This is a genomic window from Streptomyces sp. GQFP (assembly GCF_021545335.1).
GTDB lineage: Bacteria > Actinomycetota > Actinomycetes > Streptomycetales > Streptomycetaceae > Streptomyces.
Map to the genome: position 1 here is coordinate 2,980,117 of NZ_CP089312.1, position 16,287 is coordinate 2,996,403.

Consider the following 16,287-nt stretch of genomic DNA (forward strand, 5'->3'; position numbering starts at 1 on the left):
CCGTGGGCGGTTCACATGCCGCCGTCGTCGTCCTCGCCCGCCTCCAGCAGGTTCGCCGCCGCGCCCACGATGCTCGGGTCCGGGCTGCCGACGACCTCCTCGTCCTTGCCCGTGTAATCGAAGCGGGCCAGCACGCTGCGCATCGCCTCGACCCGCGCCCGCTTCTTGTCGTTGCTCTTCACCACCGTCCAGGGCGCCTGTTCGGTGTCCGTCTCGCGGAACATGGCGACCTTGGCCGCCGTGTAGTCGTCCCAGCGGTCCAGGGACGCGAGGTCCATGGGGCTGAGCTTCCACTGCCGTACGGGGTCGACCTGACGGATCGTGAAACGGGTGCGCTGTTCGCCCTGGGAGACCGAGAACCAGAACTTGATCAGGTCGACGCCGTCGTCGACGAGCATCCGCTCGAACAGCGGGGCCTGGCGGGTGAAGCGCCGGTACTCGTCGTCCGTACAGAAGCCCATGACCCGTTCCACACCGGCCCGGTTGTACCAGGAGCGGTCGAACAGCACTATCTCGCCGGCGGTCGGCAGGTGTTCGACGTACCGCTGGAAGTACCACTGGCCGCGTTCGCGTTCGGTGGGCTTCTCCAGGGCGACCACCCGGGCGCCGCGCGGGTTCAGGTGCTCCGTGAAGCGCTTGATCGTGCCGCCCTTGCCGGCCGCGTCCCGGCCCTCGAAGACGACGACCAGGCGGCGGCCGGTCTGTTTGATCCAGCTCTGCAGCTTCAGCAGTTCGATCTGCTGGAGCCGCTTGTGCCACTCGTACTCCTTGCGCTCCATGCGCTCGGCGTAGGGGTAGTTCTCCCGCCAGGTCTCGACCGGAGTGCCGTCCGGCCGGATGAGGACGGGTTCGTCGTGGTCGCTGTAGTCGACCTTCAGCCCGGACATCAGTGGTGTCATTCTGTCGGCCTCCCCAACGTCGGTGATCGGTTGCGGTCAGTGGAACTGCGGCACGATCAGATAGATGCCGTACGCGACCACGGCGGCGCACGCCACGAAGCACAGCCCGGCCTGGGCGAGCCCGAGCGCGTGCGTACCACCGTCATTCTCACGCGCGCCCTCGACCCGGGCGAGTCCGAGGACACCGACGGCGAAGACGACGACCACGGCGACGGTGGCCCCGAGGCTCACCGCGGCGACCTGACCCAGGGCGCTCCAGTCCAGATTCATTTCGGTTCTCCCTCGCTCACGCGGCCGTACCGACGCTCGTCGGCTCCGACGCCTTGATGCTGACCTCGTGGGTGTCGTTGACGTTGTTCGCGTGCACCGGGTTGCGGCGTGCGGCGAGGACGATGCCCGCCGCGATCGCAACGGCGACCAGCGCGACGACGACGGTGCCGAAGGTGCCGCCGTACCTGACGGCGCCCGCTGAGACCCCGCCGACCAGCGCCGCGGCGGGCAGGGTGATCAGCCACGCCATGACCATGCGGCCCGCGACACCCCAGCGCACCTCCGCGAGCCGCCTGCCCAGGCCCGCGCCCAGGATGCTGCCCGAGGCGACCTGGGTGGTCGACAGGGCGAAGCCGAGGTGGGCGGAGGTGAGGATGACGGCCGTGGACGCCGTCTCGGCGGCGAAGCCCTGCGGCGACTGGATCTCGGTCAGCCCCTTGCCCATGGTCCGGATGATCCGCCAGCCGCCCAGATAGGTGCCGAGGCCGATGGCGAGACCGGCCGACGCGATCACCCACACCGGCGGACCGGCGTCGTGGCCGAGCGCGCCCGCGGAGATCAGGGTCAGGGTGATGATGCCCATGGTCTTCTGCGCGTCGTTCGTGCCGTGCGCGAGGGAGACGAGCGAGGCGGAGGCGATCTGACCGGCCCGGAATCCCTTGGTCACCGTGTCCTTGCGGGCGCGGGCCGTGAGCTTGTAGGCGAGGTACGTGGCGATCAGAGCCGCGATTCCGGCCACCAGCGGTGAGGCCAGCGCCGGGATCAGTACCTTCTCGACGACCTTGGTGAAGTGGACACCGTCGGCGCCCGCGCCGACCCACACCGCGCCGATCAGCCCGCCGAACAGGGCGTGCGAGGAACTCGACGGCAGCCCCACCAGCCAGGTCAGCAGATTCCACAGGATCGCCCCGACCAGCCCGGCGAAGATCATCCCAGGGCTGACGAGCGTGTCGTCGACGATGCCGCCGGAGATCGTCTTGGCGACCTCGGTGGACAGGAACGCGCCGACGATGTTGAGGACTCCGGCGATCAGGACCGCTGTCTTCGGTTTCAGGGCGCCGGTGGCGATGGAGGTGGCCATCGCGTTCGCCGTGTCGTGGAATCCGTTGGTGAAGTCGAAGGCCAGGGCCGTCACGATGACGACCGCCACCAGGAACGTGATGTGGTCCATGCGTTCGATGGAAGCAAGCGCAGGCGTATTCGCAACGAACTCCGGGCAAAGGCTGTTCCTGGAAAAAACGCAGGTGACGTGGACGACCGCCACCTTACGATCACCCCATGAGCACTGGTATGGGCATCCGCTGGACCTACGCCTTCATCGACCGGCCCGCCGCACTCCTCGGCCCCGCCCAGGCGTTCTGGACCGCCGTCACGGACACCCGGCTCTCCGAATCCCGGGGCGAGCAGGGCGAGTTCACGACCCTGCTGCCGGGCGCGGGCGACGCCTGCGTCAAGGTCCAGGGGGTGGACTCCGGGGACGGCGGCGCCCATCTCGACTTCGCGGTCGAGGATGTCGACGCCTTCGTCGGTTCGGCGACGGCGCTCGGGGCGACCGTCGTCGGCGCGTACACCGGATGGGCCGTGCTGCGGTCGCCCGCCGGTCAGCTGTTCTGCGCCGTGCCCTGGCACGGGGAGTCGGTACGGCCCGCCGTGGTGGACGGCAGCCGACTCGACCAGGTGAGCGTCGACGTCCCGCCGACCGCGTACGACACGGAGGTCGCCTTCTGGGAGCGCCTCACCGCCTGGGACTCCCTCCCCGGCTCACTCCCGGAGTTCCACGTCCTCAGGCCCCCGGCCGGCCTCCCGGTCCGCGTCCTCCTCCAGCGCCTCGGCACCGACCGGCCAGGCGCCTCCGCCCACCTGGACCTGGCCTGCGCCGACATCGCGGCGACCCGCGCCCGCCACGAGGAACTGGGGGCCACGGCCGTCGCCCCCTTCCCCCACTGGACGGTCATGCGCGACCCGGCGGGCGGCACGTACTGCCTGACCGGCCGCGACCCCGAAACGGGCGGCCTGCCGAATCACTCCCACATCTCGACGTCCACCACGGCACCCACCGGGATCGCCCCGTAGACATGCGGAAACTCCTCGCCGCCCGGCTTCGGTGCCTCGTACCTCAGGGGTACGTCGAGCCGCGCGGGGTCCACGACCAGCACCACCAGGTCGTCGGGGCCGTCGTAGGAGCCGTACAGGAAGTCGGCCACGGCCGGGAGCTGGGCGCGTGTCGACAAATGGATGAAGCCCTCCTCCTGGAGGGTGCGGCCACGCGTCGACATCTCGTACGTGCCCCGCGCGCGGGCCGCCTCCCACAGGGCGCGTTCGGTGATGTGGAGTATGTACGGCAGTTCTGACATCAACCCAACCTACGGGCCCTTACTGGTCCCGGGGATCGTCCAGGACGGGCCGGATCTCCACGGGATGCTCCGGTACGCCGTCCGGGACCGGGCAGCGGGTGACGCGGGCGGCGATCTCGGTGACCCGCTCCAGGCTCGCGCACTCCAGGAGCCAGTAGCCGGCCATCAGCTCCTCGCTCGCGCCGTACGGATCGTCGGTGATCACCGTGCCGCCGTCCTTGCCCGCGGTGACGTGCCTGATCCGCGCGGGTTCGGCCAGGCCGTTCCCGTCGAGGAACTCGCCCGTCCTGGCGAGGTCGGCGTTGATCGCGCCCATGTACGCGTACATGGCCTGGATGTCGTCGTCGGTCCAGGTGGGGCCTTCGTCGGACGCCTTGCCGTTCTGGGCGTCGTAGTCCGCCTGCGTGCCGCGCACCATCACCAGGTACTTCATGACCGCTCCTTCGGCTCGGACCGCCCCGACCGGGCCGCCCGCACAGGGCCTGCCTCGGTCTCGGCCGCCGGAGGGGCGTACGCCTCGCACTCGGGATTCCGGCACGGCCCGGCGACCCACTTCGGTACCCACGCGCCCAGGGTCTTGTGCCGCCGTATCACCGTGGCCACCTGCTGCCCGCAGACGGGACAGTCGTACTGTTCGCTGCCCATACCCCAGGGTATTGCGGAAGCCGCCGGGGCGCTCCCCGCCGGTTCGGCCTCTTCTGCCGCTTCAACCCTTCCTGCTGTACGTCCGCACCAGCACCCCGTTCCTGAACGGGCGCACCTCGTCGAGCGCGAACTCCGACACCTCGAAGCCGGAGCCGAACATCGGCATCCCGGTGCCGAGGACGATCGGGTACGTCTTGACGACCAGCTCGTCGATCTCGTCGATCAGCTCACCCGCGAGGCGCGAGCCGCCGCACAGGTAGATGCCCCGGTCGCCGTCCTCCGCCTTGAGTTCCCGGACCCTGGCGACCAGATCGGCGGCGATGATCTCGACGTGCGGGTCCGGCGACTCCTCCAGGGTGCGCGAGGCGACGTACTCGCGCAGATGGGCGTACGGGCTGGTGATGCCCTCCTTCAGAGCGACCTCGTAGCTGGCCCGGCCCTGGACGACCGTGTCGAAACGGCGGTTGGGCAGGTCGTCCAGGCCGAGGGCGCGGCGGCCCCCGGTGGAGATCGTCTCGGGGTACTCGGTCTTCAGGAACTCCAGGAACTGCTCGTCGACGAACGGGTACATGAAGGAGGCGTCGCCGCTCTCGTCCCCGATGAATCCGTCGATCGAGCAGGCGACGAAGTAGGTGAGCTTTCGCAAGCCGTTCTCTTTCGGTCAGGGCCTAGGGCCGGGGCTCGCGCCACATGGGCCACATGCGGGGGCCGTCCGGGAGGTCGAGGGGGCGGCCGATGTGATTGAAGCCGAGCCGTTCGTACAGCGTGCTGCTGCGGGCACTGCTCGCCTCCAGATAGGCGGCCGTTCCCTCGCGGTCGCAGCGGTCGAGGGTGTGCTGGAGGAGAGCCGCCCCCAGGCCCTGGCGCTGGCTGTCCGGTGCGACGCCGATCATCCACAGGTATTCGTGGGCGCTCCCGGAGGGATGGATCTCCTCCGTCAGCCGCACGAGCAGTTCGACGCGCTCGTTGTCGGGATCGATGGCCTCGCGCAAGCGGACCGCTTCGTCGCCCTCGTCCCCTTGTACGTCCCCCTCGCTCGCCTCCGCGTGGCCGTCGGCGGGCATGGGCAGCCACAGGGCGCACGCCGAACCGTCCTCGGCGAGGTCGACGCGGCCCTCGGCGAGCACGATGTCGACGAAGGCGCCCACCAGTACCGGATGCGTCACGCGGCGGTGCGCCGGGTCCGGGAAGATCCAGCCGCTCACCGGATCGTTCTGGAAGGCATCGTCCAACAGCCGGACGGCCAGCTCCCGGTCTCTCTCGTCCGCCGTACGTATCGCCACGCCCATGACCCGCCCCTTTGTCCCAACCGCCGTTGCTTGTATGGCGGTTGAGCATAACGGGTGGGGAAGTTGTGACGGGGCCCGCACACCGTGGGGATGTGCGGGACCCGTCGGCCGGAGCGCCGGTGCGAGTCGTACGGAGTCAGGGCCGTACACCCCGCCACGGGTTGCTCCGGGGCCTCAGGTGGTGCGATGTGTGTCTCAGGTGGTGCGGCGGGTGACGAACTCGGCCAGGGACAGCAGACCACCCGCCGCCTCCGGGTCGGGGACCGCGCGGGACAGTTCGTGTATCGCGCGGGCCATCCGGTCGGCCGCCTGGAGCTGCGCCCAGTCCCGGCCGCCCGCCCGCTCGACCGCGAGCACCGTCCGCTCCAGCGCCCCTTCCTGGCTCTCGTCGTACGGAACCCCGTACAGCTCGGCCAGTTCGGTGGCCGCCGGTGTGCCGGAGGCCAGTGCGGCGACCACGGGCAGGGACTTCTTGCGGGCGACCAGATCCGCCCCGGCCGGCTTGCCGGTGCGGCTCGGGTCCCCCCATATCCCGATCACGTCGTCGATGAGCTGAAAGGCGAGCCCGGCCTCCCGGCCGAACGCGTCCATCGCCTCGACGTCCGCGGCCGAACCGCCCGCGTACAGCGCCCCGAGAGCACAGGCGCAGCCGATCAGCGCGCCCGTCTTGGCCTCGGCCATGGCGAGGCACTCGGCGAGGGTGACCTCCCCGGGGCCCTGTTTCTCCATGGCCGTGTCCGCGTGCTGCCCCTCGCACAGTTCGACGACGCAGGACGCGAGCCGGGCGGCGGCGGTGGCGGACGCCGGGTGCGGGTCAACGGCGAGCAGTCCGAGCGCCAGTGCCTGCAGCGCGTCCCCGGCGAGGATCGCGTCGGCGTCGCCGAACACGGTCCAGGCGGTGGGCCGGTGTCTGCGGGTGGTGTCCCGGTCCATGACGTCGTCGTGCAGCAGGGTGAAGTTGTGGACCAGCTCCACCGCCGCGGCGGCCCGTACGGCTGTCTCCCGCCGTCCGCCGAGTGCCGCGGCGGCGGTCAGCACGAGCGCGGGGCGGATCGCCTTGCCCGCGTTGCCCGCCGCCGGGGTGCCGTCCGCGTGCTCCCACCCGAAGTGGTAGAGCACGACCCGGCGCATGGACCCGGGCAGCGAATCGACCGCTCCGCGCAGCGCGGGATCGACCACGGCCCGCGCCTGCTCCAGGATGAGGGCGGCATCCTGCCCCTCCGGTCCGCCGGACACCCCCGCTCCTCCCCCGTCTCCCGTCCCCCGTACGGGTACGGGGGACTTCGCCTGCCTCGACGGCCTCGGCAGGCCCGACTGGTTCGCCTGGCTTGCACCCACGGCCGGCCGCTCCCCTGCCCCGGACTCCGGTGAACTCCCCGCAGGCCACTCCTCCGGACTGCCGATGGGGCTCCGCCTTTCCGGATCCAGGGTCTCGATGGTCTCGACCGGGCCGTGGGGCGGGGTCATCGCCAGCGGCCGATCTCGACGTTCTCCAGCACGCCGAGGGCGTCCGGGACCAGGACGGCCGCCGAGTAGTAGGCCGTCACCAGGTAGTTGATGACCGCCTGTTCGTTGATGCCCATGAACCGCACGGACAGACTGGGCTCGATCTCGTCCGGGATACCGGCCTGCTGGAGCCCGATGACCCCCTGCTCGGCCTCGCCGGTACGCATGGCGATGATCGAGGTCGTACGGGCCTCGGTGACCGGGATCTTGTTGCACGGGTAGATCGGCACACCGCGCCAGGTGGGGATGCGGTTGCCGCTCATGTCGATCGTCTCGGGGACGAGTCCGCGCTTGTTCAGCTCACGGCCGATCGCGGAGATCGCGCGCGGGTGGGCGAGCAGGAACTTGGTCCCGCGCCGCCTGCTGAGCAGCTCGTCCAGGTCGTCGGGGCTGGGCACGCCGTCGTGCGGCTGGAGCCGCTGGTCGTACTCGCAGTTGCTGAGCAGTCCGAACTCCCGGTTGTTGATGAGTTCGTGCTCCTGGCGCTCCTTCAGGGCCTCGACCGTGAGACGGAGCTGCTGTTCCGTCTGGTTCATCGGCTGGTTGTAGAGGTCGGCCACGCGGGAGTGGATGCGCAGCACCGTCTGGGCGATGCTCAGTTCGTACTCGCGGGGCTTGGCCTCGTAGTCGACGAACGTGCGCGGGATGTCCGCCTCGCCGACGTGACCGGCCGCGAGGTCGATCTCCTTCTCGCCGTACCTGTTGGCGGCCTGCTCCGGGATCGCCCGCAGGGCCTGGAGGTGGTCGCTCAGCGAGTCGGAACGCTCGGTGACCTGCTCGAAGTGCTGCCGGGAGAGGGTCAGCACGGTGACCGTGGTGACCGCGCGGGCCGTGTACTCCCAGAGGGCGTCGGGGTCGAGCAGTGCCTGGTCGCCGAAGTACGCGCCGTCGGCGAGCATGCCGAGTTCGGCGTCGTCCCCGTACGGGCCCGTGCCGATCTTCTCGACCTTGCCGTGGACCAGCAGGAACACCTCGTCGTTCGGGCTGCCGAACGAGGCGATCTCCGAACCCGGTGTGAACTCCCGCTGCTGGCAGCGCCGGGCCAACTCGGTGAGCACTTCCTCGTCCTCGTAGGACCGCAGGGCCGGCAACTCGGACAGTTCGGCGGGGACCACTTCCACGCGGTCACCGGTCTTCACGAACGTCAGACGGCCGTCCCCCACGGAGTAGGTGAGCCGCCGGTTCACACGGTAAGTACCACCCTGCACATTCACCCAGGGGAGCATGCGCAGCAGCCAGCGCGAGCTGATCTCCTGCATCTGGGGGACGGACTTGGTGGTGGTGGCCAGATTCCGCGCGGCCGATGTGCCGAGACTCTGCTGCGGCTTGTCCTGCTCCGTGCGGATCTCTTCGCCTACCGACATAAGGAACTGCCCTCCCGGTCAACTCTTAAATGCGCCGACGCGCTGATCCCTCTCGGGTTCGTTCCGCATCGGACGCCTGCGCGCACCAGCCTTCCCCACCGAACGCGCCCGTGCTACTACACGAATGAGCGGGAATGGATCATCTCCGGAGTGGGCACAAAGGGGTTCTTCGCCAAATCGTTCGACCGGGCGAACGGAAAAGACCTCTTCTGCCGTCTCCTTCTCCCTCCTCCCTCCGTTTCGGGAACTTCAAGATCGGACCGACCGTTTGAGCCTTTGACGGACTACGAACAAGGAGACACCGATGGCAGGCTTCCTGGACCGCGCGAAGGAACAGGCACAGCGTGGCCTGACACAGGGCAAGCAGAAGCTCGACGAGGTGCAGACCCAGCGGGCGGGCAGCGACCTGCTCAAGAAACTGGGTGCGGCGTACTACGCGGAGCGGCGCGGCAGCGGTTCTCCCGACGCGACCCAGCGAGCCCTTCAGGCCCTGGAGAGTCACATCGCGGTGAACGGGGACGCGTTCCTGCGCCAGTGACCGGATCGGCTCGCACGCCGTCCGAACAATTCACCCTTGACCGTGGGATTCCGGTACAAGCTGCGGTACGAGGCGGTCACGACCGGTGGCCGTCGCGCAGCGCGTAAGGAGACGGTCATGGCCCCACCCATGTCCGCGGGCAGCTTCCTGGACCGGCTCAGGGAGGAAGGCGTCACCGTCGTCGAGGTCGGCGACTGGCCCCACCACAACCGCAACCACAAAGGCCCTTGGGGCCCGGTGCACGGCGTGATGATCCATCACACGGTGACCAAGGGCAGCGAGCACACGGTGGAACTCTGCCGCGATGGCTATGCCGAGCTGCCCGGCCCTCTGTGCCACGGCGTCATCACCAAGGACGGCTGCGTCCATCTCGTCGGCTACGGCAGGGCCAACCACGCGGGTCTGGGCGACGACGACGTGCTGCGTGCGGTGATCGCCGAGAAGCTCCTTCCGCCGGACAACGAGGCGAACACGGACGGCAATCGGCACTTCTACGGCTTCGAGTGCGAGAACCTCGGCGACGGCGAGGATCCCTGGCCTCCGGCCCAGCTCGACGCCATCGAGAAGGTCGCCGCGGCGCTGTGCCGCCACCACGGCTGGACGGAGCGGTCGGTCATCGGCCACCTCGAATGGCAACCGGGCAAGATCGACCCACGGGGCTTCAGCATGCAGTGGCTGAGGGAACGGGTACGGGACCGCTTGAAGTAGGGATTTCCTTCGCCCCCGCCGCCCCTACCCATTCCCATCCTCGGGGGCTCCGCCCCCGAACCCCCGCTCCTCAAACGCGGGAGGGGCTGGATATTCAGCCCGTCCGGCGTTTGAGGACAAAGGGGGGGTCTGGGGGCGCAGCCCCCAGGGATGGGACGGGTAGGGGCGGCGGGGGCGAAAATGGCTCTGTGTCCCTCCCCACCCCCCTCCAAGAGCTCACCGACCCCCGCTTCGCCCGCCACCACCTCCGTCTGCTCCTCAAGCGCGACGACCTCATCCACCCGGACCTCGTCGGCAACAAGTGGCGCAAGCTGGTCCCCAACCTGGATGCCGCCGCCGGACGCCCGATCCTCACCTTCGGCGGCGCCTACTCCAACCACCTGCGCGCCACAGCCACCGCTGGCCGCCTCCTCGGCCTGCCGGCCATCGGGATCGTCCGGGGTCAGGAACTCGCCGCCCGCCCTCTCAACCCCTCCCTCGCCCACTGCACGGCGAACGGCATGCGCCTGCACTTCGTCGACAGATCGACGTACCGGCGCAAGACCGACCCCGACACCCTCGCCGCCATCCGCAGGGAAGCCGGCGCCGACGACGCGTACGTCGTGCCGGAAGGCGGCAGCAACGCCCTCGCCGTACGCGGCTGCCGCGCCCTCGGCGAGGAGCTGCGCGGCCACGCCGACGTCGTCGCGGTCGCCTGCGGCACCGGCGGCACCCTCGCCGGCCTGGCCGCGGGCCTCGCCCCCGACCAGCGCGCCCTCGGCATCCCGGTCCTCAAGGGCGGCTTCCTGGACGCGGAGATACGGGCCCTCCAGGACCTCGCCTTCGGCGGCGCCCGCGGCTCCTGGACCCTCGACCACCGTTTCCACTTCGGCGGCTATGCCCGTACGCCCCCCGAACTGCACGCCTTCGCCGACGACTTCGAGGCCCGTCACGACGTCCCCATGGAACCTCTCTATGTCGCCAAGATGCTGTACGGACTTGTCGCTCTCGCGGAAGAAGGCGCGTTCCCGCGCGGGACCACCGTCGCGGCGGTGATCACCGGCCGCCCGTTCCCGTGACGGACGTCGCCCTCACTCCGGCTCCCGGAACGCCGCCGCTTCCTCCAGGTCCAGCCGTCGCAGCAGCGTCCGCAGCATCTCGTCGTCGATGTGGCGCGCGTCCCGCAGCCGCACGAACACCTCCCGTTCCGCGCTGATCATCTCCCTGGACAGCCGCCGGTACGTGTCGTCCACCGTCTCGCCGGTCACGGGATTGACCGCGCCCAGCCGTTCCCAGACGGCGTTCTGGCGGCGTTCCAGGACTGTCCTGAGCCGGTCGGCCAGCGGAGGCGGCAGCGCGTTGCGGTCGTCCTCCAGCAGGCCCTCCAGGCGCTGCTGTGCCGCCCTGGACGCCTGGGCCTGGGCGTTCGCCTCCGCGAGCGTCTCCGCCTGCGCGTCACGCCCGGGCAGCTTCAGCAGACGGATCAGCGGGGGCAGCGTCAGCCCCTGGACGACCAGTGTGCCGATGACCGTAGTGAAGGTCAGGAAGAGCACCAGGTTCCGTTCCGGGAACGCCTCTCCGCCCTCCATCGTGAGCGGGATCGAGAAGGCGATGGCCAGGGAGACCACCCCCCGCATCCCGGCCCAGGAGATGACGAACGCGCCCTTCCAGGTCGGGTTCGGTTCGCGGTCCCGGATCCGTGCCGACAACAGCCGGGGCACGAACGTTCCGGGGTACACCCAGACGAACCTGGTGACGACGACCACGAGGAAGACGGCGATCGCGTACCAGGCGGCGTCGACACCCTCGTATGCCCCAAGTCCCTCCAGGACGACCGGCAGTTGCAGGCCGATCAGGGCGAAGACGGCCGATTCGAGAACGAAGGCAACCATTTTCCAGACCGCCTCCTCCTGGAGACGGGTCGCGAAATCGACCTCCCACGCGCGATGGCCCAGATAAAGCGCCACGACCACCACCGCGAGGACCCCGGAGGCGTGCACCTCTTCGGCGACCGCGTACGCCGCGAACGGGATCAGCAGGGAGAGAGTGTTCTGCAACAGCGCTTCCTTCAGGTGCGTGCGCAGCCAATGGATCGGCATCATCAGGATCAGCCCGATCCCGATGCCGCCGACCGCCGCGAGCAGGAACTCGCCGATCCCGCCCGCCCAGGTAGCGCCCTCTCCAACGGCCGCCGCGAGGGCTACGCGGTACGCGGTGATCGCGGTGGCGTCGTTCACCAGGGACTCGCCCTGGAGGATGGTCGTGACCCGCGACGGCAGCCCGACCCGGCGTGCGATCGCCGTCGCCGCGACGGCGTCCGGCGGTGCCACGACCGCGCCGAGCACCAGCGCGGCGGTCAGCGGCAGCCCGGGCACGATCAGATAGGCGGCCCAGCCGACGACGAGGGTCGCGAAGAGCACGTACCCCACCGACAGCAGCGCCACGGGCCGCAGTTGCGCACGCAGATCGAGGTACGAGCTGTCGACGGCCGCCGTGTACAGCAGCGGGGGCAGCATCAGCGGCAGGACGACATGCGGGTCGAGGGCGTAGTCGGGCACCCCGGGGACGTACGCGAACACCAGGCCGGCCGCGACCAGCAGCAGCGGGGGCGGGACCGGGGTGCGGCGGGCCGCGGCGGCGATGGCGGCGCTGCCCGCGACCAGCAGGAGCAGTGGCATCACGTGCATCGGTCTCGGCCCAATCTCGTTTCCCGCCCCATCCGGCACCCCATCTGGATTCCGCGCGGCTTTCCGCGCACCCGTCGTAACCTGGCAATCATGAAACAGTGCACGCATGCCGACGCGCTGCCGGTCCCGGAACCAAAGCCCAAGAGCGAGACCTGCCCGGAGTGCCTGGCGGCCGGTACCCATCCGGTGCAGCTGCGCCTGTGCCTGGACTGCGGCCACGTCGGCTGCTGCGACTCCTCGCCGATGCGCCACGCGACAGGACACCACAAGGAGACCGGGCATCCGGTGATGCGCACCTTCGAACCCGGCGAGAGCTGGCGCTGGTGCTTCGTGGACCATGTCCTCGTATGACCGCGCGGAAGCCGCGTATCGTCGTCCACCCGACCTCGCACCCGTGTGAGCAGGGGCATTGGTGACCGGAGGCGTACTCGTGTGACCCTGGATCCGGACGGTTCGACCGTCTGACGTCTGGGTACGTCAACCCGGCGCTCGTTGTTCCCAATTGGGCCCGCAGAACCCCTAGCCACTGTGCGTATCCGTATGTTTACTATGAGTGACAGCAAGGGGCTGGGGTCCCGGGGACAGAAATGTCGAGAGCGCGGTAGCGTCACCGCTGAACCACGTATCGCGTTACCCCGGGGGGCGACCCTCGGCCCCCGAAAGAGCTTGTACCACCTTGGAGGTGAGGGTGTCCCAGTTCGCAGGCGAGCCCGCGACCCAGGACTTCGTGGAAGTCCGGCTGCCGGCCGCGGGTGCCTACCTGTCGGTGCTGCGTACGGCCACGGCCGGTCTCGCGGCCCGTTTGGACTTCACCCTCGACGAGATCGAGGACCTGCGCATCGCAGTGGACGAGGCCTGCGCGATCCTGCTTCAGCAGGCCGTGCCCGGCTCCGTACTCAGCTGTGTGTTCCGGCTGATCGACGACTCCCTGGAGGTCACGGTCTCGGCACCGACCACGGACGGTCACGCCCCCGCGCGTGACACCTTCGCCTGGACCGTCCTGTCCGCCCTCGCGGGCCAGGTCGACTCCACCGTCGCCGAGGACAAGACCGTGTCGATCAGTCTCTACAAGAAGCGCGGCGCGGGACCCGGGCCGGCGTGAGGAACGGGGACGGGCCGGTGCGGGACGAAGAGCGCGGCACACGGGAGCTGCCCGCGGCGGGCAGCGGCGGCCCCGACGGGCCGCGGGACACGGCGGATGCCATTTCCGGCGTCGCCGGTATCTCCGGCATCCCCGAGCAGGCCCGGCCGCACCCGGAGGACGACCCCTCGGAGGCCGGCTTCATGGACGACGGGCAGCTGGATCGGGAAGGTGCCGTGCAGAGTGCGCCCCTGGAAGGGCCAAGCGAGGTCTCCCCTGTTCGAGCTGATGCGCGAATTCGGGGAAGGTCGACGGGCGGGACGATGAGCGAGCACGAACGAGACGACGCGCAGGGCGCACCACAGACGGCGCAGGCCACGCAGCACTCCCCGACGGACCGCAGCGGAGCGCGTGCCCTGTTCATCGAGCTGCGCGCGCTGGAGGACGGCAGTGTCGCGTACGCGGAGCTGCGCAACCGGCTGGTCCGTATGCATCTCCCGCTCGTCGAGCACCTCGCGCGCCGCTTCCGCAACCGCGGCGAGCCGCTGGACGACCTCACCCAGGTCGCGACCATCGGCCTGATCAAGTCGGTCGACCGCTTCGACCCGGACCGCGGTGTCGAGTTCTCGACGTACGCGACCCCGACGGTCGTCGGCGAGATCAAGCGGCACTTCCGGGACAAGGGCTGGGCGGTCCGCGTCCCGCGCAGGCTCCAGGAGCTGCGCCTCTCGCTCACCACGGCGACGGCGGAGCTGTCGCAGCGGCACGGCCGCTCCCCCACGGTGCACGAGCTGGCCGAGAAGCTGGGCATCTCGGAGGAGGAGGTCCTGGAGGGCCTGGAGTCGGCCAACGCCTACTCCACGCTGTCCCTGGACGTCCCCGACACGGACGACGAGTCCCCGGCGGTCGCGGACACACTGGGCGCGTACGACGAGGCCCTGGAGGGCGTCGAGTACCGCGAGTCGCTCAAGCCGCTCCTGGAGGATCTCCCGCCGCGCGAGAAGCGGATCCTGCTGCTGCGGTTCTTCGGCAACATGACGCAGTCGCAGATCGCGCAGGAGGTCGGCATCTCCCAGATGCACGTCTCCCGGCTGCTGGCCCGGACCCTGGCCCAGCTGCGCGAGAAGCTGCTGGTCGAGGAGTAATCACTGATCGAGGAGTACCCCTCAGGGGCTACTCCGACGCGCTGCCGGGCCCCCGGATCCCGAGGGCCCGGGTCGTCTCCTGGTTCACCAGCAGCACCAGCGCGGTGACCGCCACGACACCCAGCACGATCCCGCCCGGAATGGCCATGCTGTCGGCCTGGAGCAGGTTGTAGGCCACGGGCAGCGCCATGATCTGCGTGATCACGGCCGGCCCCCGGCTCCAGCTGCGCCGCCCCAGCAGCCCGCGCGCGGCGAGCAGCGGCAGCAGCGCGAGCACGACGAGCGTGACGCCTCCGGTGACGGCCTGCTGCCGGTCGTCCGCGTCACCCGTGATCCCCAGCCCGAGGATGAGAACTCCCCCGACGACCAGGGCAAGCCCCTCCAGCCCGGCGAGCACGGCGGCGGCGGTCAGCCGCAGTGGCCGCGGCCCCACAGATTCGGGAGTTTCCGGGGAGGGGTTCTGCTCAACGCTCACGCAAGAAGGGTATCGCTGGGACCCTACGGCGCTCGGACGCGCCCCTAAGGGGCGCGGGGAACTGCGCGACCAGCCACAACGCACCCGCAGCCAAACACCGCGCCCCCGCTCACACCCGCCAACTCTTACTGATCCCTAACCTGCCCTGGGCCGAGTACCACCGGGTAGGTACCCTGCTTCGCATGCGTGCACTTCTCGTGGTCAATCCGGCGGCTACCACCACAAGCGCACGTACGCGCGATGTGCTGACCCATGCTCTCGCGAGCGAGATGAAACTCGAGGCGGTCACCACCGAGTACCGGGGCCACGCGCGTGACCTAGGCCGGCAGGCCGCGGAGAGCAAGGACATAGATCTGGTCGTCGCCCTCGGCGGCGACGGAACGGTCAACGAGGTCGTGAACGGCCTCCTGCACAACGGCCCCGACCCGGACCGGCTGCCCGGCCTCGCCGTGGTCCCCGGCGGCTCCACGAACGTCTTCGCCCGCGCCCTCGGCCTGCCCAACGACGCCGTGGAGGCCACCGGCGTCCTGCTGGACGCCCTGCGCGAGGAGCGGGAGCGCACGGTGGGCCTCGGAATGGCGAAGGGGACGCCGGGTACCGAGGACGAGTCCGTGCCGGGGCGCTGGTTCACGTTCTGCGCCGGTCTGGGATTCGACGCCGGTGTGATCGGACGGGTGGAACAGCAGCGCGAACGCGGCAGGAAATCCACACACTCCCTTTACCTGCGGCAGGCCGCGCGCCAATTCCTGGGAGAGGCCAATCGCCGGCACGGCACGATCACACTGGAACAACCGGGCGAGGACCCCGTTACCGATCTTGTGCTGTCCATAGTCTGCAACACGTCCCCTTGGACGTTTCTGGGCAATCGCCCGGTGTACGCGTCGCCTAAGGCCTCGTTCGATACCGGGCTCGACGTACTCGGTCTCAGCCGTATGTCGTCGGCCGCGGTTGCCCGGTATGGCATGCAGTTGCTCACTTCGTCCCCCGAACGGGGACCCCATGGCAGGCATGCCACGTCCCTGCACGACCTGACTGACTTCACCTTGCATTCGAAGGCACCTCTGCCCCTCCAGATGGACGGCGACCACCTTGGACTGCGAACGAGCGTGACGTTCACAGGCGTACGCCGTGCACTGCGTGTGATTGTGTGAGCGGAACGGGCTAAAGTCCTTCCACTCGAACGTTTAGGCCAGGGTCCACCCCATGGAAGTACGGCTGTGACCGAGCCGACACCGAGGAATCAAAAAAAACTTTCCGGTAGGGGTTGTATCCGCCGCTGAGGTTTGCGAGTCTCTACGTGGCGCTCGGGACGGCCCGCAACACCGGCCACCACAGAGAGCCAGAACC

20 protein-coding genes are annotated in these 16,287 nt (G+C 69.6%); 8 read left to right on the forward strand and 12 right to left on the reverse strand.

Translation table 11 applies throughout. The annotated features are described in order from the left end of the window. Window positions 1-11 precede the first annotated feature (11 nt). The 3 genes from ppk2 to LUX31_RS12890 are packed head-to-tail and all read right to left on the reverse strand — an operon-like array spanning window position 12 to window position 2,340. Window positions 12-899: a polyphosphate kinase 2 gene (ppk2, locus tag LUX31_RS12880; protein WP_235474914.1), complete on the reverse strand. Its 888-nt coding sequence runs from the start codon at window positions 897-899 to the stop codon at window positions 12-14. 36 nt (window positions 900-935) lie between these two features. Beyond that, on the reverse strand, window positions 936-1,169 hold the full coding sequence (locus LUX31_RS12885) for a hypothetical protein (protein WP_235474915.1): 234 nt from the start codon (window positions 1,167-1,169) through the stop codon (window positions 936-938). Window positions 1,170-1,185: 16 nt separating this feature from the next. Further along, window positions 1,186-2,340, reverse strand: coding sequence for an inorganic phosphate transporter (locus tag LUX31_RS12890; RefSeq protein WP_235474916.1), 1,155 nt, complete (start codon window positions 2,338-2,340; stop codon window positions 1,186-1,188). A gap of 119 nt (window positions 2,341-2,459) precedes the next feature. Here LUX31_RS12890 and LUX31_RS12895 point away from each other — a divergent pair, with 119 nt between their 5' ends. Beyond that, window positions 2,460-3,242: a VOC family protein gene (locus LUX31_RS12895; protein WP_235479903.1), complete on the forward strand. Its 783-nt coding sequence runs from the start codon at window positions 2,460-2,462 to the stop codon at window positions 3,240-3,242. On the opposite strand, the gene LUX31_RS12900 is transcribed toward LUX31_RS12895, so the two are convergent. From LUX31_RS12900 to LUX31_RS12930, 7 genes are all read right to left on the reverse strand, one after another. Then, a complete protein-coding gene (locus LUX31_RS12900; protein ID WP_235474917.1) occupies window positions 3,191-3,523 on the reverse strand; it encodes a DUF952 domain-containing protein in 333 nt (110 codons plus the stop codon). The genes LUX31_RS12895 and LUX31_RS12900 overlap by 52 nt on opposite strands. A 19-nt stretch (window positions 3,524-3,542) precedes the next feature. Next, a complete protein-coding gene (locus tag LUX31_RS12905) occupies window positions 3,543-3,956 on the reverse strand; it encodes a YciI family protein (protein ID WP_235474918.1) in 414 nt (137 codons plus the stop codon). Continuing rightward, window positions 3,953-4,168: a hypothetical protein gene (locus LUX31_RS12910; protein WP_235474919.1), complete on the reverse strand. Its 216-nt coding sequence runs from the start codon at window positions 4,166-4,168 to the stop codon at window positions 3,953-3,955. Before LUX31_RS12910 ends, LUX31_RS12905 begins: the two co-directional genes overlap by 4 nt. Before the next feature lie 61 nt (window positions 4,169-4,229). Then, on the reverse strand, window positions 4,230-4,814 hold the full coding sequence (locus LUX31_RS12915; RefSeq protein WP_235474920.1) for a dihydrofolate reductase family protein: 585 nt from the start codon (window positions 4,812-4,814) through the stop codon (window positions 4,230-4,232). Between the two features lie 22 nt (window positions 4,815-4,836). Continuing rightward, window positions 4,837-5,457, reverse strand: a complete 621-nt coding sequence (locus tag LUX31_RS12920) for a GNAT family N-acetyltransferase (protein ID WP_235474921.1) — start codon at window positions 5,455-5,457, stop codon at window positions 4,837-4,839. 195 nt (window positions 5,458-5,652) lie between these two features. Continuing rightward, entirely contained in the window at window positions 5,653-6,924 is a 1,272-nt protein-coding gene (locus LUX31_RS12925; RefSeq protein ID WP_443045955.1) for a family 2 encapsulin nanocompartment cargo protein polyprenyl transferase, read from the reverse strand. Further along, complete coding sequence (locus LUX31_RS12930) at window positions 6,921-8,327, reverse strand: family 2B encapsulin nanocompartment shell protein (protein WP_235474923.1); 1,407 nt, start codon at window positions 8,325-8,327, stop codon at window positions 6,921-6,923. Before LUX31_RS12930 ends, LUX31_RS12925 begins: the two co-directional genes overlap by 4 nt. Before the next feature lie 304 nt (window positions 8,328-8,631). Here LUX31_RS12930 and LUX31_RS12935 point away from each other — a divergent pair, with 304 nt between their 5' ends. The 3 genes from LUX31_RS12935 (at window position 8,632) to LUX31_RS12945 (ending at window position 10,631) form a co-directional block, all read left to right on the forward strand. Beyond that, complete coding sequence (locus LUX31_RS12935; protein ID WP_235474924.1) at window positions 8,632-8,865, forward strand: hypothetical protein; 234 nt, start codon at window positions 8,632-8,634, stop codon at window positions 8,863-8,865. Between the two features lie 117 nt (window positions 8,866-8,982). Beyond that, window positions 8,983-9,573, forward strand: coding sequence for an N-acetylmuramoyl-L-alanine amidase (locus tag LUX31_RS12940; protein ID WP_235474925.1), 591 nt, complete (start codon window positions 8,983-8,985; stop codon window positions 9,571-9,573). Window positions 9,574-9,761: 188 nt separating this feature from the next. After that, on the forward strand, window positions 9,762-10,631 hold the full coding sequence (locus tag LUX31_RS12945) for a 1-aminocyclopropane-1-carboxylate deaminase/D-cysteine desulfhydrase (protein ID WP_235474926.1): 870 nt from the start codon (window positions 9,762-9,764) through the stop codon (window positions 10,629-10,631). A gap of 12 nt (window positions 10,632-10,643) precedes the next feature. Here LUX31_RS12945 and LUX31_RS12950 read toward each other — a convergent pair whose 3' ends face one another. Then, complete coding sequence (locus LUX31_RS12950; RefSeq protein ID WP_235474927.1) at window positions 10,644-12,239, reverse strand: Na+/H+ antiporter; 1,596 nt, start codon at window positions 12,237-12,239, stop codon at window positions 10,644-10,646. 90 nt (window positions 12,240-12,329) lie between these two features. Between LUX31_RS12950 and LUX31_RS12955 the strand changes: the two genes are divergently transcribed. The 3 genes from LUX31_RS12955 (at window position 12,330) to LUX31_RS12965 (ending at window position 14,465) form a co-directional block, all read left to right on the forward strand. Beyond that, window positions 12,330-12,590 carry a UBP-type zinc finger domain-containing protein gene (locus LUX31_RS12955; RefSeq protein WP_235474928.1) on the forward strand — a complete coding sequence of 87 codons (261 nt, stop codon included), beginning with the start codon at window positions 12,330-12,332 and terminating at the stop codon, window positions 12,588-12,590. A gap of 337 nt (window positions 12,591-12,927) precedes the next feature. Beyond that, window positions 12,928-13,341 carry an anti-sigma regulatory factor gene (locus LUX31_RS12960; RefSeq protein WP_053744517.1) on the forward strand — a complete coding sequence of 138 codons (414 nt, stop codon included), beginning with the start codon at window positions 12,928-12,930 and terminating at the stop codon, window positions 13,339-13,341. Next, window positions 13,338-14,465 (forward strand): RNA polymerase sigma factor SigF, encoded by a 1,128-nt coding sequence (locus tag LUX31_RS12965; protein WP_235474929.1) that lies wholly within the window; start codon window positions 13,338-13,340, stop codon window positions 14,463-14,465. The genes LUX31_RS12960 and LUX31_RS12965 overlap by 4 nt, the downstream gene beginning before the upstream one ends. Before the next feature lie 28 nt (window positions 14,466-14,493). On the opposite strand, the gene LUX31_RS12970 is transcribed toward LUX31_RS12965, so the two are convergent. After that, a complete protein-coding gene (locus LUX31_RS12970) occupies window positions 14,494-14,940 on the reverse strand; it encodes a hypothetical protein (protein WP_235474930.1) in 447 nt (148 codons plus the stop codon). Window positions 14,941-15,122: 182 nt separating this feature from the next. Between LUX31_RS12970 and LUX31_RS12975 the strand changes: the two genes are divergently transcribed. Beyond that, on the forward strand, window positions 15,123-16,091 hold the full coding sequence (locus LUX31_RS12975; protein ID WP_235474931.1) for a diacylglycerol/lipid kinase family protein: 969 nt from the start codon (window positions 15,123-15,125) through the stop codon (window positions 16,089-16,091). Window positions 16,092-16,287 lie beyond the last annotated feature (196 nt).